This is a genomic window from Streptococcus sp. HMSC067H01 (genome assembly GCF_001814775.1).
Taxonomy (GTDB): Bacteria; Bacillota; Bacilli; order Lactobacillales; family Streptococcaceae; genus Streptococcus.
On record NZ_KV817777.1, the window covers coordinates 49,994 to 73,981 of the forward strand.

Here is a 23,988-nt window from a genome sequence, read left to right on the forward strand (position 1 = left end):
ATCGTGGGTCAAAAAGTACATCCAATTGGTATGCGTGTCGGCATCATCCGTGATTGGGATGCCAAATGGTATGCTGAAAAAGAATACGCGGATTACCTTCATGAAGATCTTGCAATCCGTAAATTCGTTCAAAAAGAACTTGCTGACGCAGCTGTTTCAACTATTGAAATCGAACGCGCAGTAAACAAAGTTAACGTTTCACTTCACACTGCTAAACCAGGTATGGTTATCGGTAAAGGTGGTGCTAACGTTGATGCGCTTCGTGCTAAACTTAACAAATTGACTGGAAAACAAGTACACATCAACATCATCGAAATCAAACAACCTGATTTGGATGCTCACCTTGTTGGTGAAGGAATTGCTCGTCAATTGGAGCAACGTGTTGCTTTCCGTCGTGCACAAAAACAAGCAATCCAACGTGCAATGCGTGCTGGAGCTAAAGGAATCAAAACTCAAGTATCAGGTCGTTTGAACGGTGCAGATATCGCCCGTGCTGAGGGATACTCTGAAGGAACTGTTCCACTTCACACACTTCGTGCAGATATCGATTATGCTTGGGAAGAAGCAGACACTACATACGGTAAACTTGGTGTTAAAGTATGGATCTACCGTGGTGAAGTTCTTCCAGCTCGTAAAAACACTAAAGGAGGTAAATAACCAATGTTAGTACCTAAACGTGTTAAACACCGTCGTGAATTCCGTGGTAAAATGCGCGGTGAAGCTAAAGGTGGAAAAGAAGTAGCATTCGGTGAATACGGTCTTCAAGCTACAACTAGCCACTGGATCACTAACCGCCAAATCGAAGCTGCTCGTATCGCCATGACTCGTTACATGAAACGTGGTGGTAAAGTTTGGATTAAAATCTTCCCACACAAATCATACACAGCAAAAGCTATCGGGGTTCGTATGGGATCTGGTAAAGGGGCACCTGAAGGTTGGGTAGCACCAGTTAAACGTGGTAAAGTAATGTTTGAAGTTGCTGGTGTATCTGAAGAGATCGCTCGCGAAGCACTTCGTCTTGCAAGCCACAAATTGCCAGTTAAATGTAAATTCGTAAAACGTGAAGCAGAATAAGGAGAAGGCATGAAACTTAATGAAGTAAAAGAATTTGTTAAAGAACTTCGTGGTCTTTCTCAAGAAGAACTCGCGAAGCGCGAAAACGAATTGAAAAAAGAATTGTTTGAACTTCGTTTCCAAGCTGCTACTGGTCAATTGGAACAAACAGCTCGCTTGAAAGAAGTTAAAAAACAAATCGCTCGCATTAAAACAGTTCAATCTGAAGCGAAATAATAGACTAGGGAAGGAGAAATTTCAATGGAACGCAATAATCGTAAAGTTCTTGTTGGACGTGTTGTATCTGACAAAATGGACAAGACAATCACAGTTGTAGTTGAAACAAAACGTAACCACCCAGTCTATGGTAAACGTATTAACTACTCTAAAAAATACAAAGCTCATGATGAAAACAATGTTGCCAAAGAAGGCGATATCGTACGTATCATGGAAACTCGCCCGCTTTCAGCTACAAAACGTTTCCGTCTTGTAGAAGTTGTTGAAGAAGCGGTCATCATCTAATCAAACCTGAAAGGAGAAAACTGAAATGATTCAAACAGAAACTCGTTTGAAAGTCGCAGACAACAGCGGTGCACGCGAAATCTTGACTATCAAAGTTCTTGGTGGTTCTAAACGTAAATTTGCGAACATCGGTGATGTTATTGTGGCATCTGTAAAACAAGCTACTCCTGGTGGTGCGGTTAAAAAAGGTGACGTTGTTAAAGCAGTTATCGTTCGTACTAAATCAGGTGCTCGTCGTGCTGATGGTTCATACATCAAGTTTGACGAAAACGCAGCAGTTATCATCCGTGAAGACAAAACTCCTCGCGGAACACGTATCTTTGGCCCAGTTGCACGTGAATTGCGTGAAGGTGGCTTCATGAAGATCGTGTCACTTGCTCCAGAAGTACTTTAATTTTTAGAAACAAACTAGTCCCCTAGCTTTAAGCTAGGGTGCCCTTATGGGCGTAAGAAAAATCAAGGAGAAACCTAATGTTTGTAAAAAAAGGCGACAAAGTTCGCGTAATCGCTGGTAAAGATAAGGGAACAGAAGCTGTTGTCCTTACTGCCCTTCCAAAAGTAAACAAAGTTATCGTTGAAGGTGTTAACATCGTTAAGAAACACCAACGTCCAACTAACGAGCTTCCTCAAGGTGGTATCATCGAGAAAGAAGCAGCTATCCACGTATCAAACGTTCAAGTATTGGACAAAAATGGTGTAGCTGGTCGTGTTGGTTACAAATTTGTAGACGGTAAAAAAGTTCGCTACAACAAAAAATCAGGCGAAGTGCTTGATTAATCACGAAGGAAAGGAGAAGTATAATGGCAAATCGTTTAAAAGAAAAATATCTTAATGAAGTAGTTCCTGCTTTGACAGAACAATTCAACTACTCATCAGTGATGGCTGTTCCTAAAGTAGATAAGATCGTTTTGAACATGGGTGTTGGTGAAGCTGTATCAAACGCTAAAAGCCTTGAAAAAGCTGCTGAAGAATTGGCGCTTATCTCAGGTCAAAAACCACTTATCACTAAAGCTAAAAAATCAATCGCCGGCTTCCGTCTTCGTGAAGGTGTTGCGATCGGTGCAAAAGTTACCCTTCGTGGTGAACGTATGTACGAATTCTTGGACAAATTGGTTTCAGTTTCACTTCCACGTGTACGTGACTTCCACGGTGTTCCTACAAAATCATTTGATGGACGTGGAAACTACACTCTTGGTGTGAAAGAACAATTGATCTTCCCAGAAATCAACTTTGATGACGTTGACAAAACTCGTGGTCTTGACATCGTTATCGTAACTACTGCTAACACTGACGAAGAGTCACGTGCATTGCTTACAGGCCTTGGAATGCCTTTTGCAAAATAATATAGGAGGTAAATCTAATGGCTAAAAAATCAATGATTGCTAAGAACAAACGTCCAGCGAAGTTCTCTACTCAAGCTTATACTCGTTGTGAAAAATGTGGTCGTCCACATTCAGTTTACCGCAAATTTAAACTTTGCCGTGTTTGCTTCCGTGAATTAGCTTACAAAGGACAAATTCCTGGTGTAACAAAAGCATCTTGGTAATATCATGATACAAAGAGCGTAACAACCCCAGCAAAAATAGGAGATTTGGTGCAGGAGCGATGCTCCAAGACAAATCTATCTTTTTTGCCCAGGTTGTAGCTCGTGTTCAAATGAGATTATCTTGTTTGAATGTGTCAATACTATCTGAGCCCAGCTCAATCATTAACTAGCAAGTGCAACTTGCAAACTACTAGTAAGAGGAGAAAAATAAAATGGTTATGACTGACCCAATCGCAGACTTCCTAACTCGTATTCGTAACGCTAACCAAGCAAAACACGAAGTACTTGAAGTACCTGCATCAAACATCAAAAAAGGGATTGCTGAAATCCTTAAACGCGAAGGTTTTGTAAAAAACGTTGAAATCATCGAAGATGACAAACAAGGCATCATCCGTGTATTCCTTAAATACGGACCAAACGGTGAAAAAGTTATCACTAACTTGAAACGTGTTTCTAAACCAGGACTTCGTGTCTACAAAAAACGTGAAGATCTTCCAAAAGTCCTTAACGGACTTGGAATTGCTATCCTTTCAACTTCAGAAGGATTGCTTACTGATAAAGAAGCTCGCCAAAAGAATGTTGGTGGAGAAGTTATCGCTTACGTTTGGTAATATTTAGTTCCCAATTTCTTTGTGACTCTTCGTTATCGTCTCTTGCCTAACCTAAAGTTATGCCTGCGAGACGATGCCTAGATTCACTTTGAAATTGAAACCTAAATGTTCCTTTAAATCGAGAAATCGATTTAGCCCCCGTGAAAACTGGCCGTTATGGCCTGACAATTTAACAGGAGAATAAAAACATGTCACGTATTGGTAATAAAGTTATCGTGTTGCCTGCTGGTGTTGAAATCATCAATAACGACAACGTAGTAACTGTAAAAGGATCTAAAGGAGAACTTACTCGTGAGTTCTCAAAAGATATTGAAATCCGTGTGGAAGGTACTGAAGTAACTCTTCACCGTCCAAACGATTCAAAAGAAATGAAAACTATCCACGGAACTACTCGTGCCCTTTTGAACAACATGGTTGTTGGTGTATCAGAAGGATTCAAGAAACAACTTGAAATGCGTGGGGTTGGTTACCGTGCACAACTTCAAGGAAACAAACTTGTCTTGGCTGTTGGTAAATCTCATCCAGATGAAGTTGAAGCTCCAGAAGGAATTACTTTTGAACTTCCAAACCCAACAAACATTGTTATCAGCGGAATTTCAAAAGAAGTAGTTGGTCAAACAGCTGCTTACGTACGTAGCCTTCGCTCACCAGAACCTTATAAAGGTAAAGGTATCCGTTACGTTGGCGAATACGTTCGTCTTAAAGAAGGTAAAACAGGTAAATAATCTTGAGTGGTTGAATATCAACCACCAAGCTATTTTCCAACTTTGTGCATAGCACACAATTAAAACTAAAGAGGTGAAAACTGTGATTTCTAAACCAGATAAAAACAAACTCCGCCAAAAACGCCACCGTCGCGTTCGCGGAAAACTCTCTGGAACTGCTGATCGCCCACGTTTGAACGTATTCCGTTCTAATACAGGCATCTACGCTCAAGTTATTGATGACGTAGCGGGTGTAACGCTCGCAAGTGCTTCAACTCTTGACAAAGAAGTTTCAAAAGGAACAAAAACTGAACAAGCCGTTGCTGTCGGTAAACTCGTTGCAGAACGTGCAAACGCTAAAGGTATTTCAGAAGTGGTGTTCGACCGCGGTGGATATCTATATCACGGACGTGTGAAAGCTTTGGCTGATGCAGCTCGTGAAAACGGATTGAAATTCTAATAGGAGGACACTAGAAAATGGCATTTAAAGACAATGCAGTTGAATTTGAAGAACGCGTAGTTGCTGTCAACCGTGTTACAAAAGTTGTTAAAGGTGGACGTCGTCTTCGTTTCGCAGCTCTTGTAGTCGTTGGTGACCACAACGGTCGCGTAGGATTTGGTACTGGTAAAGCTCAAGAAGTTCCAGAAGCAATCCGCAAAGCAGTAGAAGATGCTAAGAAAAACTTGATCGAAGTTCCTATGGTTGGAACAACAATCCCACACGAAGTTATTTCAGAATTCGGTGGAGCTAAAGTATTGTTGAAACCTGCTGTAGAAGGTTCTGGAGTTGCCGCTGGTGGTGCTGTTCGTGCCGTTATCGAGTTGGCAGGTGTAGCTGATGTTACATCTAAATCTCTTGGCTCAAATACTCCAATCAACATTGTTCGCGCAACTGTTGAAGGTTTGAAACAATTGAAACGCGCTGAAGAAGTTGCTGCCCTTCGTGGTATCTCAGTTTCTGATTTGGCATAAGAAAGGGGATAAAATGGCTCAAATTAAAATTACTTTGACTAAGTCTCCAATCGGACGCATTCCATCACAACGTAAAACTGTTGTAGCACTTGGACTTGGCAAATTGAACAGCTCTGTTATTAAAGAAGATAACGCTGCAATCCGTGGTATGATCACTGCAGTATCTCACTTGGTAACAGTTGAAGAAGTAAACTAATTAAATGTTAGGGGATGTGCAGTATACCATCCCCTAAAACTAGATATAGTCATCTTTGATGACAAAGGTATAGGCGAGTTGATAAGAGAGACAACCTTTTCTCTCTTATCGGCGCTAGCATTTTACAAAAGAGGAGAAAATATATAATGAAACTTCATGAATTGAAACCTGCAGAAGGTTCTCGTAAAACTCGTAACCGTGTTGGTCGTGGTACTTCATCAGGTAACGGTAAAACATCTGGACGTGGTCAAAAAGGTCAAAAAGCTCGTAGCGGTGGCGGAGTTCGCCTTGGTTTTGAGGGTGGACAAACTCCATTGTTCCGTCGTCTTCCAAAACGTGGATTCACTAACATCAACGCTAAAGAATACGCAATTGTTAACCTTGACCAATTGAACGTCTTTGAAGATGGTGCAGAAGTAACTCCAGTTGTTCTTATCGAAGCAGGAATTGTTAAAGCTGAAAAATCAGGTATCAAAATCCTTGGTAACGGTGAGTTGACTAAGAAATTGTCTGTGAAAGCAGCTAAATTCTCTAAATCAGCTGAAGAAGCTATCACTGCTAAAGGTGGTTCAGTAGAAGTCATCTAAGAGAGGTGACCTATGTTTTTTAAATTATTGAGAGAAGCTCTCAAGGTCAAGCAAGTTCGATCAAAAATTCTTTTTACAATTTTTATAGTCTTGGTCTTCCGTATCGGGACTAGTATTACAGTTCCATGGGTCAATGCCAACAGCTTGAATGCTTTGAGTGGTCTATCTTTTCTAAATATGTTGAGCTTGGTGTCTGGTAATGCCATGAAAAACTTCTCAGTTTTTGCACTTGGTGTTAGTCCATACATTACTGCTTCTATCGTTGTCCAGCTCTTACAAATGGATTTATTACCAAAGTTTGTGGAGTGGGGCAAACAAGGGGAAGTTGGTCGTAGAAAGTTAAATCAAGCAACTCGTTACATTGCCCTTGTACTTGCATTTGTGCAATCTATCGGGATTACAGCTGGTTTTAATGCTTTATCTGGAGCTAAACTCTTGACTGTTCCTCTAACACCACAAGTTTTCCTTGTGATTGGAGGAATCCTAACAGCAGGTAGTATGATTGTTACTTGGTTGGGTGAACAGATTACTGATAAGGGATATGGGAATGGTGTCTCTATGATTATCTTTGCAGGGATTGTTGCTTCAATTCCTGATATGATCAAGGGCATCTATGTAGACTATTTTGTCAACGTACCAAGTGACCGCTTGACTTCATCCCTCATTTTTGTAGGAATTTTAATCGTAGCTGTCTTGTTGATTATCTATTTCACAACATATGTGCAACAAGCAGAATATAAGATTCCAATTCAGTATACCAAGGTAGCGCAAGGTGCTCCATCTAGTTCATATCTGCCTTTGAAGATTAACCCTGCTGGAGTTATCCCGGTTATCTTTGCAAGTTCCATCACAGCAGCACCAGCAGCAATTTTGCAATTTGTTAGTGCATCTGGACTGGACTGGGCTTGGGTTCGTACAGCTCAGGAGTTGTTGTCGACAACAGCGCCAACAGGTATTGCTCTATATGCTTTGCTGATTATTCTCTTTACATTCTTCTATACGTTTGTACAGATTAATCCTGAGAAAGCAGCAGAGAATTTACAAAAGAGCGGTGCTTACATTCACGGTGTCCGTCCTGGTAAAGGGACTGAAGAATATATGTCAAAACTTCTTCGTCGTCTTGCCACAGTCGGCTCACTCTTCCTTGGTGTGATTTCTATTTTACCGATTGTGGCTAAGGATGTCTTTGGTCTTTCAGAAGTCGTTGCTTTTGGAGGTACCAGTCTCTTGATCATTATCTCAACAGGTATTGAAGGAATCAAACAATTGGAAGGTTATCTATTGAAACGTAAATATGTTGGTTTCATGAATACAACAGAATAATTGTAATAGAAAATAAAATTCACTATTGCTCAGAGAGTGGAGTGTAAAAATCAAAGACCTTGTCAGATTTTTTACTCCTCTCTTCTATTTTGTTCTTAAATAGGAGTTGAAATGAATTTTTGCTTCTATTTAAAAACAAAAAAGGAGTTTGAATCATGAATCTTTTGATTATGGGATTGCCTGGTGCAGGTAAGGGAACACAAGCAGCTAGAATTGTGGAACAATTTCATGTAGCTCATATCTCAACAGGAGATATGTTCCGTGCTGCGATGGCTAACCAAACTGAAATGGGTGTTCTAGCCAAGTCTTACATTGATAAGGGTGAGTTGGTTCCAGATGAAGTTACAAACGGAATCGTTAAAGAACGTTTGGCTCAAGGTGACATTAAGGAAAAAGGATTCCTCTTAGACGGATTCCCTCGTACCATTGAACAAGCCCACGCTTTGGATCAAATTTTGGTAGACCTTGGTCTTGAACTTGAGGGTGTAATCAATATTGAAGTAGATCCATCATGTCTACTCGAACGTTTGAGTGGTCGTATCATTCACCGTGAAACTGGCGAAACTTTCCACAAAGTTTTCAACCCACCAGTTGATTACAAAGAAGAAGACTACTATCAACGTGAAGATGACAAACCAGAGACAGTAAAACGTCGTTTGGATGTCAATATTGCCCAAGGTGAACCGATTATTGCTCACTATCGTGCTAAAGGTTTGGTACATGATATCGAAGGTAATCAAGATATCAATGATGTATTTGCAGATATTGAAAAAGTATTGACAAAATTGAAATAAAAGCGTTTTTCATGCTTGCAAAATGTCTCTACAAATGTTATACTGAGTTAGTCTGACTTATAATTGTTGTCTCTGTGTCTAGAGGCATCAAATCGAAATTTATGGAGGTACTTTTGCGTGGCAAAAGACGATGTGATTGAAGTTGAAGGCAAAGTAGTTGATACCATGCCGAATGCAATGTTTACGGTTGAACTTGAAAATGGACATCAGATTTTAGCAACAGTTTCTGGTAAAATTCGTAAAAACTATATTCGTATTTTAGCGGGAGATCGTGTTACTGTCGAAATGAGTCCATATGACTTGACACGTGGACGTATCACTTACCGCTTTAAATAATCGAAAAACTTGGAGGGATAAGAAATGAAAGTAAGACCATCGGTCAAACCAATTTGCGAATACTGTAAAGTAATTCGTCGTAATGGTCGTGTTATGGTAATTTGCCCAGCAAATCCAAAACACAAACAACGTCAAGGATAAGATAGAAAGGAGAAAACATGGCTCGTATTGCTGGAGTTGACATTCCAAATGACAAACGCGTAGTAATTTCATTGACTTATGTGTACGGTATCGGACTTCCAACATCTAAGAAAATCTTGGCAGCTGCTGGAATTTCAGAAGATGTACGTGTTCGCGATCTTACATCAGATCAAGAAGATGCTATCCGTCGTGAAGTGGATGCAATCAAAGTTGAAGGTGATCTTCGTCGTGAAGTTAACTTGAACATCAAACGTTTGATGGAAATCGGTTCATACCGTGGTATCCGTCACCGTCGTGGACTTCCTGTCCGTGGACAAAACACTAAAAACAACGCTCGCACTCGTAAAGGTAAAGCTGTTGCGATTGCTGGTAAGAAAAAATAATATAGGAGGTAAAAGTCTTGGCTAAACCAACACGTAAACGTCGTGTGAAAAAGAATATCGAATCTGGTATTGCTCATATTCACGCTACATTTAATAACACTATTGTTATGATTACTGATGTGCATGGTAATGCAATTGCTTGGTCATCAGCTGGTGCTCTTGGTTTCAAAGGTTCTCGTAAATCTACACCATTTGCTGCTCAAATGGCTTCAGAAGCTGCTGCTAAATCTGCACAAGAACACGGTCTTAAGTCAGTTGAAGTTACTGTTAAAGGTCCAGGTTCTGGTCGTGAGTCAGCTATTCGTGCTCTTGCTGCCGCTGGTCTTGAAGTAACAGCAATTCGTGATGTGACTCCAGTGCCACACAATGGTGCTCGTCCTCCAAAACGTCGCCGTGTATAATCATAACCTTACACTGCTTTTCGTTTAAGAGGGAGTAACTAAATGATCGAGTTTGAAAAACCAAATATAACAAAAATTGATGAAAATAAAGATTATGGCAAGTTTGTAATCGAACCGCTTGAACGTGGTTACGGTACAACACTTGGTAACTCTCTTCGTCGTGTACTTCTAGCTTCTCTTCCAGGGGCTGCAGTTACATCTATCAATATCGAAGGTGTATTGCATGAATTTGATACAGTTCCGGGTGTTCGCGAAGACGTGATGCAAATCATTCTGAACATCAAAGGTATTGCAGTAAAATCTTATGTTAAAGACGAAAAGATCATTGAACTAGATGTGCAAGGTCCTGCTGAAATTACAGCTGGAGATATCTTGACAGATAGCGACATTGAAATTGTAAATCCAGATCATTATCTCTTTACAATCGGTAAAGGTTCTTCTCTAAGAGCGACAATGACTGTTAACAGTGGTCGTGGATATGTACCTGCTGATGAAAATAAAAAAGATAATGCACCAGTTGGAACACTTGCTGTAGATTCTATTTATACACCAGTTACAAAAGTCAACTATCAAGTTGAACCTGCTCGTGTAGGTAGCAATGATGGTTTCGACAAATTAACCCTTGAAATCTTGACTAATGGAACAATTATTCCAGAAGATGCTTTAGGGCTTTCAGCACGTATCTTGACAGAGCACCTTGATTTGTTTACAAATCTTACAGAGATTGCTAAGTCAGCAGAAGTGATGAAAGAAGCTGATACTGAATCGGACGACCGTATCTTGGAACGTACGATTGAGGAACTTGACTTGTCTGTGCGTTCATACAACTGTTTGAAACGTGCCGGTATCAACACTGTGCATGATTTGACAGAAAAATCTGAAGCAGAGATGATGAAAGTAAGAAATCTTGGACGCAAGAGTTTGGAAGAAGTGAAAGTCAAACTCATTGATTTGGGTCTTGGATTAAAAGATAAATAAAGGAGGAATAAATGGCTTACCGTAAACTAGGACGCACTAGCTCACAACGTAAAGCAATGCTTCGCGATTTGACAACTGACCTTTTGATCAACGAATCAATCGTGACAACTGAAGCTCGTGCTAAAGAAATCCGTAAAACTGTTGAAAAAATGATTACTCTAGGTAAACGTGGTGATTTGCATGCACGTCGTCAAGCTGCTGCTTTCGTACGTAATGAAATCGCATCTGAAAACTATGATGAAGCAACTGATAAGTACACTTCTACTACAGCACTTCAAAAATTGTTCTCAGAAATCGCACCTCGTTATGCTGAGCGTAACGGTGGATACACTCGTATCCTTAAAACTGAACCACGTCGTGGTGATGCAGCGCCAATGGCGATCATCGAATTAGTATAAAATCATCAATTTTGTTGAGTGTTATGATGATGGAGTCTTGTGCTCTTAGTCTAGCTCTGGTCTACCGCTAGGACTTATGTCCTAGCGGGAACACTCATCATAAGATGATAAGGTAGACGCTTGTTTACGAAATTGTTTTTTTCTTAAGAACAATTTCGTAAGCAGGCGTTTTTGAGTATTTTATTAAGAAATATGCTATACTATTGAAAAAGAAAATCAACAATGTTCATTTTTTCAGAAATACTAGTGAAGAAGTTGTGAGTAAAATACTCAATAAAATTTAAAGAGTAAACTAGGAAGCTAGTTACAGAATAGAAAGCATCAAGGGAAGCACCGCTAGAAGGTTTTCAAAGTGTGTCATTTTAAAAGCTTGATTGTCTCTAGGTTAGTTAGGTCTAGCTTGACTAATCCTTGTTTACCCCTGTCCTTGTATTTTAGAAAAAAAGAACAATGTATTATGTTGGAAACGGAGTTTAATCATGAAGGCTATAATTACAGTTGTAGGTAAAGATAAGTCTGGTATTGTTGCGGGTGTTGCATCGAAAATTGCAGAGTTAGGCTTAAATATCGATGATATTTCACAAACAGTTTTAGATGAATATTTTACCATGATGGCAGTTGTTACCAGTGATGAAAAGCAAGATTTTACTTATCTTAGAAACGAATTTGAGGTTTTTGGTCAGACTTTGAATGTCAAAATCAATATTCAAAGTGCAGCTATTTTTGATGCTATGTACAACATCTAGGAGGGGTCATGGATATTAGACAAGTTACCGAAACAATCGCTATGATTGAGGAGCAAAACTTTGACATTAGAACCATTACCATGGGGATTTCCCTTTTGGACTGTATTGATCCTGATATTCATCGTGCTGCGGAGAAAATTTATCAAAAGATTACAACCAAGGCGGCTAATTTAGTGGCTGTTGGAGATGAAATTGCGGCTGAGTTAGGAATTCCCATTGTAAATAAACGTGTGTCCGTAACTCCAATTTCCTTGATCGGTGCTGCTACAGATGCAAGGGACTATGTTCCATTAGCCAAGGCTTTGGACAGAGCTGCTAAGGAAATTGGTGTTGATTTTATTGGTGGTTTTTCTGCCTTGGTACAAAAGGGTTACCAAAAAGGTGATGAGATTCTCATCAATTCCATTCCTCGTGCCTTAGCAGAAACGGATAAAGTTTGTTCATCAGTAAATATCGGTTCTACCAAATCGGGTATCAATATGACTGCAGTAGCGGATATGGGGCGTATTATCAAGGAGACAGCTTCTCTATCTGATATGGGTGCGGCTAAATTAGTTATATTTGCCAACGCGGTAGAGGACAATCCTTTTATGGCAGGCGCTTTTCATGGTGTAGGTGAAGCAGATGTCATCATCAATGTAGGTGTTTCAGGACCGGGTGTTGTCAAACGTGCCTTGGAAAAGGTTCGAGGTCAGAGCTTTGATGTTGTTGCTGAAACTGTTAAAAAAACAGCTTTCAAGATTACCCGTATTGGTCAATTGGTTGGTCAAATGGCTAGTGAGCGCCTCGGAGTTGATTTTGGGATTGTAGATTTGAGCTTGGCACCAACTCCTGCGGTTGGAGATTCAGTAGCACGTGTACTTGAGGAAATGGGACTAGAGATCGTTGGAACACACGGAACGACGGCTGCCTTGGCTCTCTTGAATGACCAAGTTAAGAAGGGCGGAGTTATGGCCTGCAATCAAGTTGGTGGTTTGTCTGGTGCCTTTATCCCTGTTTCTGAGGATGAGGGGATGATTGCTGCAGTGCAAAACGGCTCGCTTAATTTGGAAAAATTAGAAGCTATGACGGCTATCTGTTCAGTTGGTTTGGATATGATTGCCATTCCTGAGGATACACCTGCAGAAACGATTGCGGCAATGATTGCTGATGAAGCTGCTATCGGGGTCATCAATATGAAAACAACAGCTGTACGTATTATTCCAAAGGGTAAAGAAGGCGATATGATTGAGTTTGGTGGCTTGCTAGGAACTGCCCCAGTTATGAAAGTCAATGGAGCTTCTTCGGCTGATTTCATTGCTCGTGGAGGACAGATTCCAGCTCCAATCCATAGTTTTAAAAATTAAAAAGAAATGGAATCTGTTTAAGTTGGGTTTAAGGATAGACAGGTATACTATAATCATTAAATAAAGACCTCCTAACTTTATTTAATAGAAATCCTAAATTTTTCATAATAATCTCCTACAAAAGTCACTCCAAAGGGAGGCTTTTGTTTTTTTCTAATCAGAAATGAGCAGACTTGTATGCCCAAATTTAAGAAATTTTTGAAAAAAGATGATGATTTTAGAGTGAAAATATGTCTTTTTATTAGGTAAACATGGGCTAAAACCTTGCTATTATTGGCTTTTTGAAAAATTATGGTATAATAGTAGTAGTTTTAATAGATGGAGTTAAATTTTGAAAAAACGCTTTCGTGTAAAAAAAGAGAAAGATTTTAATGCAATATTTAAAGAAGGGGAGAGTTTTGCTAATCGTAAATTTGTTATTTATCGATTAGAAAATAATGAGCAGCATTTTCGAGTTGGTCTGTCTGTCAGCAAAAAATTGGGAAACGCTGTCATGAGAAATCAGATCAAAAGAAGAATTCGACATATTCTGATTGAACATAAAAATCAGCTGGTTGAAAACGTAGATTTTGTTGTAATTGCTCGAAAAGGTGTTGAAATCTTGGTCTACGCGGAAATGGAAAAAAATCTGCTTCACGTATTAAAGTTATCAAAGATTTACCAGGAAGGAATTGGGAGTGAAAAAGAAATTACAGTTGACTAGCTTAATGGTGCTTGCTTTGTTTGTGATGAGCGCCTGCACAGCTAGTGGTACGCCGAGTGAGATTACAGCGGAATCAACAGATTTTTGGAGTAAATTTGTTTATTTTTTTGCTGAAACCATTCGCTTTTTATCATTTGATACAAGTATTGGTCTGGGGATTATATTATTTACCCTTCTGATTAGAACGATTCTTCTACCAGTTTTTCAAATACAAATGGTGGCATCTAGAAAGATGCAAGAAGTACAACCACTGGTTAAGGAGTTGCGAGAACGTTATCCGGGACGGGATATGGAGAGCCGTACCAAGTTGGACCAAGAAATGCGTCAGTTGTTCAAGCAACATGGTGTGAAGCAGTCAGCTTCTCTTTGGCCAATCTTAATCCAAATGCCAGTCTTGTTGGCCTTGTTCCAAGCTTTGAGTAGGGTAGAATTTCTAAAAACGGGTCATTTCTTATGGATTAACCTTGGTGGTGTAGATACGACTTTTGTTTTGCCAATTTTGGCAGCTATCTTTACTTTCCTTAGCACTTGGTTATCCAATAAGGCCATGGTTGAGAAAAATGGTGCCATGACAGGAATGATGTATGCAATGCCAGTCATGATTTTCTTCTTTGCTATGTATTCACCAAGTGGGGTTGCCTTATACTGGGCGGTATCCAATGCTTATCAGGTGCTACAAACCTATCTGCTCAATAATCCATTTAAGATTATTGCAGAGCGTGAGGCGGGAGTACAGGCTCAGAAGGATTTAGAAGGTAAGAAGAGAAAAGCTCTGAAGAAAGCACAGAAAAAGAAAAAGTAAAAGTAAGGAGGAATCTTGTAATGGTATTATTTACAGGTTCAACGGTTGAAGAAGCGATCCAGACGGGATTGAATGAAATGGGAATTCCTAGAATGAAGGCGCATATTAAGGTCGTATCAAGGGAGAAAAAAGGATTCTTTGGCCTTTTTGGGAAGAAACCAGCGCAAGTGGATATCGAAGCTATTAGTGAGACAACTGTCGTTAAGGCAAATCAGCAAGCAGTCAAGGGGGTTCCAAAGGAAGTTAATGCCAAGAACGAACCAGTTAAGACTGTTAGTGAAGCAACCGTAGACTTAGGGCATGTTGTTGAAGCGATTAAGAAAATCGAGGAAGAAGGGCAAGGCATCTCTGATGAGGTTAAGGCTGAAATTCTGAAAAATGAAAAAGAAGCGAGCACGATTCTCCAGGAGACAGGTCATATTGCCATTCTAAAAGATTTACTGCCAGAAGAATCTAAAGAGCAGGAAGATGTCGAGCAGAATGATGATTTAGAAAACCTAGGCTTGAAGATTGAGCCGACCTACGATATTGACCAGGTTGTTGAAGAAGTGACCAACTATGTTCAAGGTATTATTGATGATATGGATGTTGAGGGAGCAATCTCAAGCACTTCAAATCGCCGTTCTATCAATATGCAAATTGATACTAATGAACCAGGTCGTATTATCGGTTACCACGGGAAGGTCTTGAAATCTCTCCAACTCTTAGCACAGAATTATCTCTATAATCGCTATTCAAGAACCTTCTATATTACCATCAATGTTAATGACTATGTAGAGCATCGTGCGGAAGTTTTGCAGAGCTATGCACAAAAATTAGCTACACGTGTCCTAGAAGATGGTCGTAGTCAGGTGACAGATCCAATGTCTAGCAGCGAACGTAAAATTATCCATCGTATCATCTCACGTATGGAAGGTGTCACTAGTTATTCAGAAGGTGATGAACCAAATCGTTACGTTGTCGTGGATACAGAATAGTCAAAGCAGAATCAGGGTATCCCTGATTTTTTGCTAGCCAAGGGAGATTGAGCCTATGTTGAATACAATGAGAGACTACCTTGCATACTCTGGCTTACAGTATCAAAAACCAGAGAAGGCAGGACAAGATGCTGAGAAAATGCTATATTTGAGGAGTAAGGGACAGGAAGCTAGAAAGACTTTTACAGAACTGGCTAAAGCTTTTCAAGCAAGGCATCCAGAATGGATACTGCAAAGATCGAGTCAGTGGATGAATCAAGCCCAACGTTTGCGACCCCATTTCTGGGCTTATTTACAGCGTGAAGGGGAAGTGACGGAGCCTATGTTGGCCCTTCGTTTGTATGGAAGCCCTTCTGATTTTGGAGTTTCACTAGAAGTGAGTTTTATTGAACGTAAGAAGGATGAGCGAACATTAGACAAACAAGCCAAGGTCTTAGAAGTTCCAGTGGTAGAAGGGATTTACTATCTAGTCTACTCAGATGGAGAAAGTCAAAAGATGGAGGCTACTGAGGAAAATCGCCAAGTTTTAAGGAAAAAAATCTCCCATCAGGAAGTCCGCAAAGTTTTAGTGAAGGCAGATGTTCCGGTGACAGAAAATTCATCTGAAGAAGAAATCGTAGAAGCACTACTGAAATCTTATGACAAAATTCTTCCATTTTATCTAGCTACAAGAAAATAAGATAATCCGTAAAATATTATAAATCATACAGTCCAAGAGTGAACAGTCCGCTGTGTAATTCTTGGTCTTTTTGTTTCCGTTTTCAAATTATATAATAAACTTACAAAAACAATTCAAAAGGAGAACAATTATGGAAGTCATTTCAAGTGTTCTAAATTGGTTTTCTAGCAATATTTTGCAGAATCCCGCATTTTTCGTAGGTTTATTGGTGCTAATAGGATATGCACTGTTGAAAAAACCTGCTCATGATGTTTTCTCAGGTTTCGTTAAAGCAACAGTAGGGTATATGTTGCTCAACGTGGGTGCTGGTGGTTTGGTTACAACCTTCCGTCCAATCTTGGCAGCCCTTAACTATAAATTCCAAATCGGTGCAGCGGTTATTGACCCTTACTTTGGACTTGCTGCAGCAAACAACAAAATTGCAGCAGAGTTTCCAGATTTCGTTGGAACTGCAACTACAGCTCTCTTGATCGGTTTTGGAGTAAATATCTTGCTTGTAGCTTTACGCAAGATTACGAAAGTAAGAACCCTCTTTATTACTGGTCACATCATGGTACAACAAGCTGCGACTGTATCTCTTATGGTTCTATTCTTAGTCCCACAATTGCGCAATGCTTATGGTACAGCAGCTATCGGTATCATCTGTGGCCTTTACTGGGCAGTTAGTTCAAATATGACTGTTGAGGCAACTCAACGCTTGACTGGTGGTGGCGGATTTGCGATTGGTCACCAACAACAATTTGCAATCTGGTTTGTAGATAAAGTAGCAGGACGCTTTGGTAAGAAAGAAGAAAGTCTAGACAATCTTAAATTGCCTAAGTTCCTCTCAATCTTCCACGATACAGTTGTTGCATCTGCTACCTTGATGCTCGTATTCTTCGGAGCGATTCTTTTAATCTTGGGTCCAGACATTATGTCTAATAAAGAAGTCATCACTTCAGGAACTCTATTCAATCCTGCAAAACAAGATTTCTTTATGTACATTATCCAAACAGCTTTCACCTTCTCTGTTTACTTGTTCGTTTTGATGCAAGGTGTCCGCATGTTCGTATCTGAGTTGACAAATGCCTTCCAAGGTATTTCAAACAAATTGTTGCCAGGTTCATTCCCAGCGGTTGACGTTGCAGCTTCTTATGGATTTGGTTCTCCAAACGCTGTTTTGTCTGGATTTGCCTTTGGTTTGATTGGTCAATTGATTACAATTGTCTTGCTCATCGTCTTTAAAAACCCTATCCTTATTATTACAGGATTTGTACCAGTGTTCTTTGATAACGCAGCAATTGCAGTCTACGCTGATAAACGTGGTGGCTGGAAAGCAGCTGTTATCCTGTCCTTCATCTCAGGTGTCCTCCAAGTTGCTCTAGGAGCTCTCTGTGTAGCCCTTCTTGATTTGGCATCTTATGGTGGTTACCATGGAAACATTGACTTTGAATTCCCATGGCTTGGATTTGGATACATCTTCAAATACCTCGGTATTGTCGGTTATGTACTTGTGTGTCTCTTCTTGCTTGTTATTCCTCAACTTCAATTTGCCAAAGCAAAAGATAAAGAAAAATACTACAAGGGTGAAGTTCAAGAAGAAGCATAGTTTCTAGAAAAGGAGAAAATAAAATGGTTAAAGTATTAGCAGCGTGCGGAAATGGAATGGGTTCATCTATGGTTATCAAAATGAAGGTTGAAAATGCCCTCCGTAAGCTTAATCAAACGGATTTTACAGTCAATTCATGCAGTGTCGGTGAAGCAAAAGGTTTAGCAGCAGGCTATGACATCGTAATCGCTTCTCTTCATTTAATCCAAGAATTGGAAGGTCGGACTAATGGGAAGTTAATTGGGCTTGACAACTTGATGGATGATAAAGAAATCACTGAAAAACTCAGTCAAGCACTACAGTAAAGGTTGGAGGGGGCTGGACAGAAACTGAGAGTTATCGTTTCTGTCCTTCTCCCTCTTTAAATAAAGGAGGCAGATATGAATTTAAAACAAGCTTTAATTGACAATGACTCGATCCGACTAGGTTTAGAAGCTAACGATTGGAAAGAAGCAGTCAAGGTAGCAGTAGATCCCTTGATTGAAAGTGGGGCGATTTTGCCAGAGTATTACGATGCTATCATCGAATCGACTGAAGAGTATGGCCCTTACTATATCTTGATGCCAGGTATGGCTATGCCCCATGCTAGACCTGAAGCTGGAGTGCAAAGAGATGCCTTTTCATTGATTACCTTGCAAAATCCTGTTGTATTTTCAGATGGGAAAGAGGTCACTGTTTTGTTGGCACTAGCTGCAACAAGCTCAAAAATTCACACAAGTGTAGCCATTCCACAGATCATTGCCTTATTTGAATTAGAAGATTCTATCGCACGTTTACAGGCTTGCCAAACTAAAGAAGATGTCTTGGCGATGATTGAAGAATCTAAGGATAGCCCTTATCTCGAAGGATTGGATTTGGAAAGTTAGAAAGAGGAATAAAGAGATGACAAAAAGAATACCTAATTTACAAGTTGCATTAGACCATTCAGACTTGCAAGGAGCAATTAAAGCAGCTGTTTCTGTTGGTCAGGAAGTAGATATTATCGAAGCTGGAACTGTTTGCTTGCTTCAAGTTGGAAGTGAACTGGTTGAAGTCTTGCGAAGCCTTTTCCCAGATAAGATTATTGTAGCAGACACAAAATGTGCTGATGCTGGTGGAACAGTTGCCAAAAATAATGCCGTTCGTGGAGCAGATTGGATGACTTGTATCTGTTGTGCAACCATCCCTACTATGGAAGCTGCTCTAAAGGCTATCAAGGCTGAACGTGGGGACCGAGGAGAAATCCAGATCGAGCTTTATGGTGATTGGACTTTTGAACAAGCTCAGCTTTGGTTAGATGCAGGTATCTCACAAGCTATCTATCACCAATCCCGTGATGCCCTTCTTGCTGGTGAAACTTGGGGTGAAAAAGACCTTAATAAGGTTAAAAAACTCATTGACATGGGCTTCCGAGTTTCTGTAACAGGTGGTCTAGATGTAGATACTCTCAAACTCTTTGAAGGCGTTGATGTCTTTACCTTTATCGCAGGTCGTGGAATTACAGAGGCCGCGGATCCAGCAGGAGCAGCGCGTGCCTTCAAGGATGAAATCAAACGAATTTGGGGGTAAACCATGGCGCGTCCAATTGGAATTTATGAAAAGGCAACCCCGCCCCACTTTACTTGGCTAGAACGTTTAAATTTTGCCAAGGAGTTAGGCTTTGATTTTGTCGAGATGTCTATTGACGAACGTGATGAGCGCTTAGCAAGACTTGACTGGAGCAAGGAAGAGCGCTTGGAAGTTGTCAAAGCGATCTATGAAACTGGTGTTCGTATTCCCTCTATCTGTTTTTCAGGCCATCGTCGTTACCCATTGGGATCGAATGATCCAGTTCTAGAGGAAAAATCTCTGGAACTCATGAAAAAATGTATCGAATTAGCTCAAGATTTGGGAGTTCGTACGATTCAATTAGCTGGTTACGATGTTTACTATGAGGAAAAGTCATCCCAGACACGCCAACGTTTTATCAAAAATTTGAGAAAAGCTTGTGACTGGGCTGAAGAAGCTCAGGTGGTACTTGCTATTGAAATTATGGATGATCCTTTCATCAATAGCATCGAAAAATACTTGGCTATAGAGAAAGAGATTGACTCTCCCTACCTCTTTGTCTATCCAGATATTGGGAATGTATCTGCCTGGCATAATGATGTCTACAGTGAATTTTATCTCGGCCACCATGCTATCGCAGCTCTCCATCTCAAGGATACTTATGCAGTGACAGAAAGTTCAAAGGGCCAATTCCGAGATGTACCTTTTGGGCAAGGTTGTGTCAAATGGGAAGAAGCTTTCGATATTTTAAAGCAAACTAATTATAATGGACCTTTCCTAATCGAAATGTGGTCTGAAAATTGTGAAACTGTAGAAGAAACACGCGCAGCCATTCAAGAGGCCCAAGCCTTTCTCTACCCACTCATTAAGAAAGCAGGTTTGATGTAAGATGAATCAAGTAATTAATGCTATGCGTAAACGAGTCTGTGATGCCAATCAATCATTGCCAAAACATGGACTTGTTAAATTTACCTGGGGCAATGTATCTGAAGTCAATCGCGAACTCGGTGTCATTGTTATCAAACCATCAGGCGTAGATTATGACGAATTGACACCTGAAAACATGGTGGTAACTGACCTGGATGGCAAGGTTCTAGAAGGAGATTTAAGACCATCTTCGGACCTTCCAACTCATGTGCAGTTATATAAGGCTTGGCCAGAGATTGCTAGTGTGGTCCATACCCATTCGACAGAAGCTGTTGGTTGGGCTCAGGCAGGCCGTGATATTCCTTTCTATGGAACAACCCATGCGGATTATTTCTACGGTTCAATTCCTTGCGCCCGTAGTTTGACCAAGGATGAAGTAGAAGTGGCCTATGAAAAAGATACTGGCCTAGTTATCGTAGAAGAGTTTGAACGTCGTGGTCTAAACCCTGTTGAAGTACCAGGGATTGTCGTACGTAATCACGGTCCATTCACCTGGGGCAAAAACCCAGAGAATGCTGTCTATCACTCTGTTGTACTAGAGGAAGTATCAAAGATGAATCGCTTCACAGAGCAAATCAATCCAAGGGTTGAACCTGCTCCCCAGTACATCCTAGAAAAACACTACCAACGTAAGCATGGGCCAAATGCTTATTACGGTCAAAAGAAATAAGAAAATGAATTGAAAAGAGGCTAGGACCTTGCGATCCAAGCCTCGCTTTTGTAGTTGTAAATATCCAATGGTAAGAATTTACAGCATATAATTGCAAAGTCTGTACGAATGTGATACCATTATAAAGTTGTTTTGGAAGCGATTGACAAATAGAGGAGTATGAATTATGGTTTTAGATAAGGCGAGCTGTGACTTGCTTCAATATTTGATGGATCAAGAAACGTCCAAAACGATTATGACGATTTCAAAAGATCTAGCTCAATCTCGAAGAAAAATCTACTATCACATTGATAAAATCAATGATGCTTTGGATGATGAGAAGTTGCATATCATCAGTCTGCCTCGGATTGGTATTCACTTAACCGAGGAACAAAGAGAAGCTTGTCATCAATTATTAGACGAAGTTGATTCTTATGATTACATCATGAGTGCCAATGAGCGGATGCAGCTGATGCTCCTTCTGATTGGTATTTCCAAAGAGAGAATCACGCTTGAAAAACTCATGGAATTAACAGAAGTCTCTCGAAATACAGTCCTTAATGACTTAAATAGCATTCGTTACCAGCTAACCTTGGAGCAGTATCAAGTAACGCTTCAAGTTAGTAAATCTCGCGGTTACTACTTGAATGCACATCCTCTTAATAAAATCCAGTATCTTCAATCCCTTCTCTATCATATCTTTATAGAGGAGAACCCAGCTTTTGTAGCTATTTTAGAGGAGAAAATCAAGGAGCGATTAGAAGATGAGAAGCTTCTTTCTGATGAAGTCAATCAATTCCTCAAAAAACAAGTTCCACTGGTTGAGCAAAATTTAGGGAAAAAAATAAACCATCACGAAGTCACCTTTATGTTACAGGTCCTTCCCTATCTTCTACTAGGGTGTGATACCGTTACTAGAAATCAAGATAAACATCAAGAAATTGATCAAGAATTTTCATTGATTCGAAAGAGGATAGAATACCAGGTGTCTAAGAAACTAGGAGAACGCTTGTTTGAAACATTTGGCATCTCGTTTTCAGAATTAGATACATCTCTCTTGGCCATTCTTTTGTTATCCTATCGAAAAGATCGAGACATCCATGCAGAAAGTAAAGATTTTCAACATTTGAGAAGAGCTTTAGAAGAGTTTATTTGGTATTTTGAATCCCAAACCAGAATGGAGATTGAACAGAAAGAAGACTTGTTGAGGAATCTCGTGATTCATTGTAAGGCGCTATTATTCAGAAAAAACTATGGTATTTTCTCAAAAAATCCTTTGACACGTCAGATTCGTTCCAAGTATAGTGATCTTTTCGTAATTACAAAAAAATGTGCTGAAGTACTAGAAGAAGCTTGGCAGATTCGATTGACGGATGATGAGATTGCCTATTTGACCATTCATGTTGGAGGTTTTTTAAAGTATACTCCATCGATTCAAAACAATACCAAGAAGATTTATATTGTGTGTGATGAAGGAGTGGGCGTTTCTAAACTCTTACTTAAACAATGCCGCTTCTATCTTCCAAATGAACAGATAGGGGCAGTCTTTACCACTGAGCAGTTCAAAAGCGTGGAGGATATTACTCAGGTTGATTTGCTACTTACAACAAACGATGAACTTGAGAGTCGCTTCCCAGTGCTAAAGGTAAATCCTATACTTGAGGCAGAAGATATTTTACGCATGACAGACTTTATGAAAAACAAGGTCCTTCGAAAAGATGGTCGCACTTTTAAGGATAATCTCTCAACTATTATTGCTACCTATATAACTGATAAACACGCTGCAGCAAAATTACAAGAAGAAATTCAACTTTTAATCAACCAAGAATTAGTCATCCAAGCTTTTTTAGATGAATCATAAACATCACAGTCCAATGATGAACACAAGCCTGTGTTTTTCTTGGTCTTTTTTAATATATCGGTCGGTGTTATACTAAGTATGAAATAAATACTTGAACAAAATATGGAGGATTTCAAATGCCAAACGTAAAAGAAATTACAAGAGAATCATGGATTTTAGCTACTTTCCCAGAGTGGGGAACATGGTTGAACGAAGAAATCGAAGAAGAAGTCGTTCCTGAAGGCAACTTTGCCATGTGGTGGCTAGGCAACTGTGGTACTTGGATTAAAACACCAGGTGGTGCTAACGTTGTCATGGACCTTTGGTCAAACCGTGGAAAATCAACTAAAAAAGTGAAAGATATGGTTCGCGGACACCAAATGGCAAATATGGCAGGTGTTCGTAAATTGCAACCAAACTTACGTGTTCAGCCAATGGTTATCGATCCATTTGCTATCAATGAACTCGACTACTACTTGGTTTCACACTTCCATAGTGACCATATCGACCCATACACAGCTGCAGCAATTCTCAATAATCCTAAGTTAGAACATGTTAAGTTTATCGGCCCTTACCATTGTGGACGAATCTGGGAAGGATGGGGTGTTCCAAAAGAACGCATCATCGTTGTCAAACCAGGTGATACTATTGAACTAAAAGACATGAAGATTCATGCGGTAGAATCATTTGACCGTACTTGCTTGGTAACGCTACCAGTGAACGGTGCTGATGAGACAGGTGGCGAACTTGCTGGTTTAGCTGTTACAGATGAAGAAATGGCTCAAAAGGCTGTTAACTATGTCTTTGAAACACCAGGTGGAACCATCTATCATGGTGCTGATTCTCACTTCTCAAACTACTTTGCGAAACATGGCAAAGACTTCAAAATTGATGTTGCTTTGAATAACTATGGTGAAAACCCAGTAGGTATCCAAGATAAAATGACCTCTATCGACCTACTTCGCATGGCAGAAAATCTACGTGCTAAAGTCATTATCCCAGTTCACTATGATATCTGGTCTAACTTCATGGCTTCTACGAATGAAATCCTAGAACTTTGGAAGATGAGAAAAGATCGTTTGCAATACGATTTCCATCCATTTATCTGGGAAGTTGGTGGTAAATACACTTATCCTCAAGACCAACACTTAATAGAATATCATCACCCGCGTGGTTTTGATGACTGCTTCGAACAAGACTCAAATATCCAATTCAAAGCCTTGCTTTAATATAAAAATTTTTTCTGGAGGTTATCCGTA

The 23,988-nt window shown here is 39.9% G+C and carries 36 protein-coding genes; all 36 read left to right on the plus strand.

Annotation, left to right across the window (positions count from 1 at the left end; all coding sequences use genetic code 11):
* The first annotated feature begins 3 nt into the window (after positions 1–3).
* A complete protein-coding gene (gene rpsC / locus HMPREF2987_RS01170; protein WP_000529936.1) occupies positions 4–657 on the plus strand; it encodes a 30S ribosomal protein S3 in 654 nt (217 codons plus the stop codon).
* Positions 658–660: 3 nt separating this feature from the next.
* Positions 661–1,074 carry a 50S ribosomal protein L16 gene (gene rplP / locus HMPREF2987_RS01175; protein ID WP_000960948.1) on the plus strand — a complete coding sequence of 138 codons (414 nt, stop codon included), beginning with the start codon at positions 661–663 and terminating at the stop codon, positions 1,072–1,074.
* Between the two features lie 9 nt (positions 1,075–1,083).
* Positions 1,084–1,290 (plus strand): 50S ribosomal protein L29, encoded by a 207-nt coding sequence (gene rpmC / locus HMPREF2987_RS01180; protein WP_000772918.1) that lies wholly within the window; start codon positions 1,084–1,086, stop codon positions 1,288–1,290.
* A gap of 24 nt (positions 1,291–1,314) precedes the next feature.
* Entirely contained in the window at positions 1,315–1,575 is a 261-nt protein-coding gene (gene rpsQ / locus HMPREF2987_RS01185) for a 30S ribosomal protein S17 (RefSeq protein ID WP_000440801.1), read from the plus strand.
* Between the two features lie 25 nt (positions 1,576–1,600).
* Complete coding sequence (rplN, locus tag HMPREF2987_RS01190; RefSeq protein ID WP_000616548.1) at positions 1,601–1,969, plus strand: 50S ribosomal protein L14; 369 nt, start codon at positions 1,601–1,603, stop codon at positions 1,967–1,969.
* Positions 1,970–2,046: 77 nt separating this feature from the next.
* Positions 2,047–2,352, plus strand: a complete 306-nt coding sequence (rplX, locus tag HMPREF2987_RS01195) for a 50S ribosomal protein L24 (protein WP_000497691.1) — start codon at positions 2,047–2,049, stop codon at positions 2,350–2,352.
* A 23-nt stretch (positions 2,353–2,375) separates the two neighbouring features.
* The gene (gene rplE / locus HMPREF2987_RS01200; protein WP_000013542.1) at positions 2,376–2,918 is read left to right on the plus strand and encodes a 50S ribosomal protein L5; all 543 of its coding nucleotides are present in this window, start codon (positions 2,376–2,378) and stop codon (positions 2,916–2,918) included.
* Positions 2,919–2,935: 17 nt separating this feature from the next.
* Complete coding sequence (locus tag HMPREF2987_RS01205; RefSeq protein ID WP_001085697.1) at positions 2,936–3,121, plus strand: type Z 30S ribosomal protein S14; 186 nt, start codon at positions 2,936–2,938, stop codon at positions 3,119–3,121.
* A 212-nt stretch (positions 3,122–3,333) separates the two neighbouring features.
* Complete coding sequence (gene rpsH, locus HMPREF2987_RS01210; RefSeq protein WP_000245504.1) at positions 3,334–3,732, plus strand: 30S ribosomal protein S8; 399 nt, start codon at positions 3,334–3,336, stop codon at positions 3,730–3,732.
* A 188-nt stretch (positions 3,733–3,920) separates the two neighbouring features.
* On the plus strand, positions 3,921–4,457 hold the full coding sequence (rplF, locus tag HMPREF2987_RS01215) for a 50S ribosomal protein L6 (RefSeq protein ID WP_075228995.1): 537 nt from the start codon (positions 3,921–3,923) through the stop codon (positions 4,455–4,457).
* An 82-nt stretch (positions 4,458–4,539) separates the two neighbouring features.
* On the plus strand, positions 4,540–4,896 hold the full coding sequence (rplR, locus tag HMPREF2987_RS01220) for a 50S ribosomal protein L18 (protein WP_000624044.1): 357 nt from the start codon (positions 4,540–4,542) through the stop codon (positions 4,894–4,896).
* A gap of 17 nt (positions 4,897–4,913) precedes the next feature.
* Positions 4,914–5,408 (plus strand): 30S ribosomal protein S5, encoded by a 495-nt coding sequence (rpsE, locus tag HMPREF2987_RS01225; RefSeq protein WP_061863917.1) that lies wholly within the window; start codon positions 4,914–4,916, stop codon positions 5,406–5,408.
* A 13-nt stretch (positions 5,409–5,421) separates the two neighbouring features.
* Positions 5,422–5,604 (plus strand): 50S ribosomal protein L30, encoded by a 183-nt coding sequence (rpmD, locus tag HMPREF2987_RS01230; RefSeq protein WP_000057241.1) that lies wholly within the window; start codon positions 5,422–5,424, stop codon positions 5,602–5,604.
* Between the two features lie 146 nt (positions 5,605–5,750).
* Positions 5,751–6,191, plus strand: coding sequence for a 50S ribosomal protein L15 (gene rplO, locus HMPREF2987_RS01235; protein ID WP_000766078.1), 441 nt, complete (start codon positions 5,751–5,753; stop codon positions 6,189–6,191).
* Between the two features lie 12 nt (positions 6,192–6,203).
* Positions 6,204–7,514 (plus strand): preprotein translocase subunit SecY, encoded by a 1,311-nt coding sequence (gene secY / locus HMPREF2987_RS01240; RefSeq protein ID WP_075228996.1) that lies wholly within the window; start codon positions 6,204–6,206, stop codon positions 7,512–7,514.
* 155 nt (positions 7,515–7,669) lie between these two features.
* Complete coding sequence (locus HMPREF2987_RS01245; RefSeq protein ID WP_049548845.1) at positions 7,670–8,308, plus strand: adenylate kinase; 639 nt, start codon at positions 7,670–7,672, stop codon at positions 8,306–8,308.
* A 117-nt stretch (positions 8,309–8,425) separates the two neighbouring features.
* A complete protein-coding gene (gene infA, locus HMPREF2987_RS01250; protein ID WP_001029883.1) occupies positions 8,426–8,644 on the plus strand; it encodes a translation initiation factor IF-1 in 219 nt (72 codons plus the stop codon).
* A 24-nt stretch (positions 8,645–8,668) separates the two neighbouring features.
* Positions 8,669–8,785 (plus strand): 50S ribosomal protein L36, encoded by a 117-nt coding sequence (gene rpmJ, locus HMPREF2987_RS10195; RefSeq protein ID WP_001808836.1) that lies wholly within the window; start codon positions 8,669–8,671, stop codon positions 8,783–8,785.
* Positions 8,786–8,802: 17 nt separating this feature from the next.
* Positions 8,803–9,168: a 30S ribosomal protein S13 gene (gene rpsM, locus HMPREF2987_RS01255; RefSeq protein ID WP_049510052.1), complete on the plus strand. Its 366-nt coding sequence runs from the start codon at positions 8,803–8,805 to the stop codon at positions 9,166–9,168.
* Positions 9,169–9,185: 17 nt separating this feature from the next.
* Complete coding sequence (gene rpsK / locus HMPREF2987_RS01260) at positions 9,186–9,569, plus strand: 30S ribosomal protein S11 (RefSeq protein ID WP_001118385.1); 384 nt, start codon at positions 9,186–9,188, stop codon at positions 9,567–9,569.
* A gap of 42 nt (positions 9,570–9,611) precedes the next feature.
* Entirely contained in the window at positions 9,612–10,547 is a 936-nt protein-coding gene (locus HMPREF2987_RS01265; protein ID WP_075228997.1) for a DNA-directed RNA polymerase subunit alpha, read from the plus strand.
* An 11-nt stretch (positions 10,548–10,558) separates the two neighbouring features.
* Positions 10,559–10,945, plus strand: coding sequence for a 50S ribosomal protein L17 (gene rplQ / locus HMPREF2987_RS01270; RefSeq protein ID WP_000331493.1), 387 nt, complete (start codon positions 10,559–10,561; stop codon positions 10,943–10,945).
* A 479-nt stretch (positions 10,946–11,424) separates the two neighbouring features.
* The gene (locus tag HMPREF2987_RS01275; RefSeq protein WP_075228998.1) at positions 11,425–11,691 is read left to right on the plus strand and encodes an ACT domain-containing protein; all 267 of its coding nucleotides are present in this window, start codon (positions 11,425–11,427) and stop codon (positions 11,689–11,691) included.
* 8 nt (positions 11,692–11,699) lie between these two features.
* A complete protein-coding gene (locus HMPREF2987_RS01280) occupies positions 11,700–13,037 on the plus strand; it encodes a PFL family protein (RefSeq protein WP_075228999.1) in 1,338 nt (445 codons plus the stop codon).
* Between the two features lie 331 nt (positions 13,038–13,368).
* Complete coding sequence (rnpA, locus tag HMPREF2987_RS01285) at positions 13,369–13,740, plus strand: ribonuclease P protein component (protein WP_075229000.1); 372 nt, start codon at positions 13,369–13,371, stop codon at positions 13,738–13,740.
* On the plus strand, positions 13,715–14,542 hold the full coding sequence (locus HMPREF2987_RS01290; RefSeq protein ID WP_075229001.1) for a YidC/Oxa1 family membrane protein insertase: 828 nt from the start codon (positions 13,715–13,717) through the stop codon (positions 14,540–14,542). The genes rnpA and HMPREF2987_RS01290 overlap by 26 nt, the downstream gene beginning before the upstream one ends.
* Before the next feature lie 20 nt (positions 14,543–14,562).
* A complete protein-coding gene (gene jag, locus HMPREF2987_RS01295; protein ID WP_075229002.1) occupies positions 14,563–15,519 on the plus strand; it encodes an RNA-binding cell elongation regulator Jag/EloR in 957 nt (318 codons plus the stop codon).
* A gap of 55 nt (positions 15,520–15,574) precedes the next feature.
* Positions 15,575–16,198, plus strand: coding sequence for a ribonuclease P (locus tag HMPREF2987_RS01300; protein ID WP_075229003.1), 624 nt, complete (start codon positions 15,575–15,577; stop codon positions 16,196–16,198).
* Between the two features lie 130 nt (positions 16,199–16,328).
* Positions 16,329–17,786, plus strand: coding sequence for a PTS ascorbate transporter subunit IIC (locus HMPREF2987_RS01305; protein WP_049548841.1), 1,458 nt, complete (start codon positions 16,329–16,331; stop codon positions 17,784–17,786).
* Positions 17,787–17,809: 23 nt separating this feature from the next.
* Positions 17,810–18,091: a PTS sugar transporter subunit IIB gene (locus HMPREF2987_RS01310; protein ID WP_000241466.1), complete on the plus strand. Its 282-nt coding sequence runs from the start codon at positions 17,810–17,812 to the stop codon at positions 18,089–18,091.
* 75 nt (positions 18,092–18,166) lie between these two features.
* Complete coding sequence (locus HMPREF2987_RS01315; protein WP_075229004.1) at positions 18,167–18,652, plus strand: PTS sugar transporter subunit IIA; 486 nt, start codon at positions 18,167–18,169, stop codon at positions 18,650–18,652.
* Between the two features lie 16 nt (positions 18,653–18,668).
* Positions 18,669–19,334, plus strand: a complete 666-nt coding sequence (locus HMPREF2987_RS01320; RefSeq protein ID WP_049548839.1) for a 3-keto-L-gulonate-6-phosphate decarboxylase UlaD — start codon at positions 18,669–18,671, stop codon at positions 19,332–19,334.
* Positions 19,335–19,337: 3 nt separating this feature from the next.
* On the plus strand, positions 19,338–20,201 hold the full coding sequence (locus HMPREF2987_RS01325) for an L-ribulose-5-phosphate 3-epimerase (RefSeq protein ID WP_075229005.1): 864 nt from the start codon (positions 19,338–19,340) through the stop codon (positions 20,199–20,201).
* A 1-nt stretch (position 20,202) separates the two neighbouring features.
* Positions 20,203–20,910 (plus strand): L-ribulose-5-phosphate 4-epimerase, encoded by a 708-nt coding sequence (locus tag HMPREF2987_RS01330; protein WP_006153388.1) that lies wholly within the window; start codon positions 20,203–20,205, stop codon positions 20,908–20,910.
* Positions 20,911–21,076: 166 nt separating this feature from the next.
* Positions 21,077–22,750, plus strand: coding sequence for a BglG family transcription antiterminator (locus HMPREF2987_RS01335; RefSeq protein ID WP_075229006.1), 1,674 nt, complete (start codon positions 21,077–21,079; stop codon positions 22,748–22,750).
* 116 nt (positions 22,751–22,866) lie between these two features.
* Entirely contained in the window at positions 22,867–23,958 is a 1,092-nt protein-coding gene (gene ulaG / locus HMPREF2987_RS01340; protein WP_006153413.1) for an L-ascorbate 6-phosphate lactonase, read from the plus strand.
* Positions 23,959–23,988 lie beyond the last annotated feature (30 nt).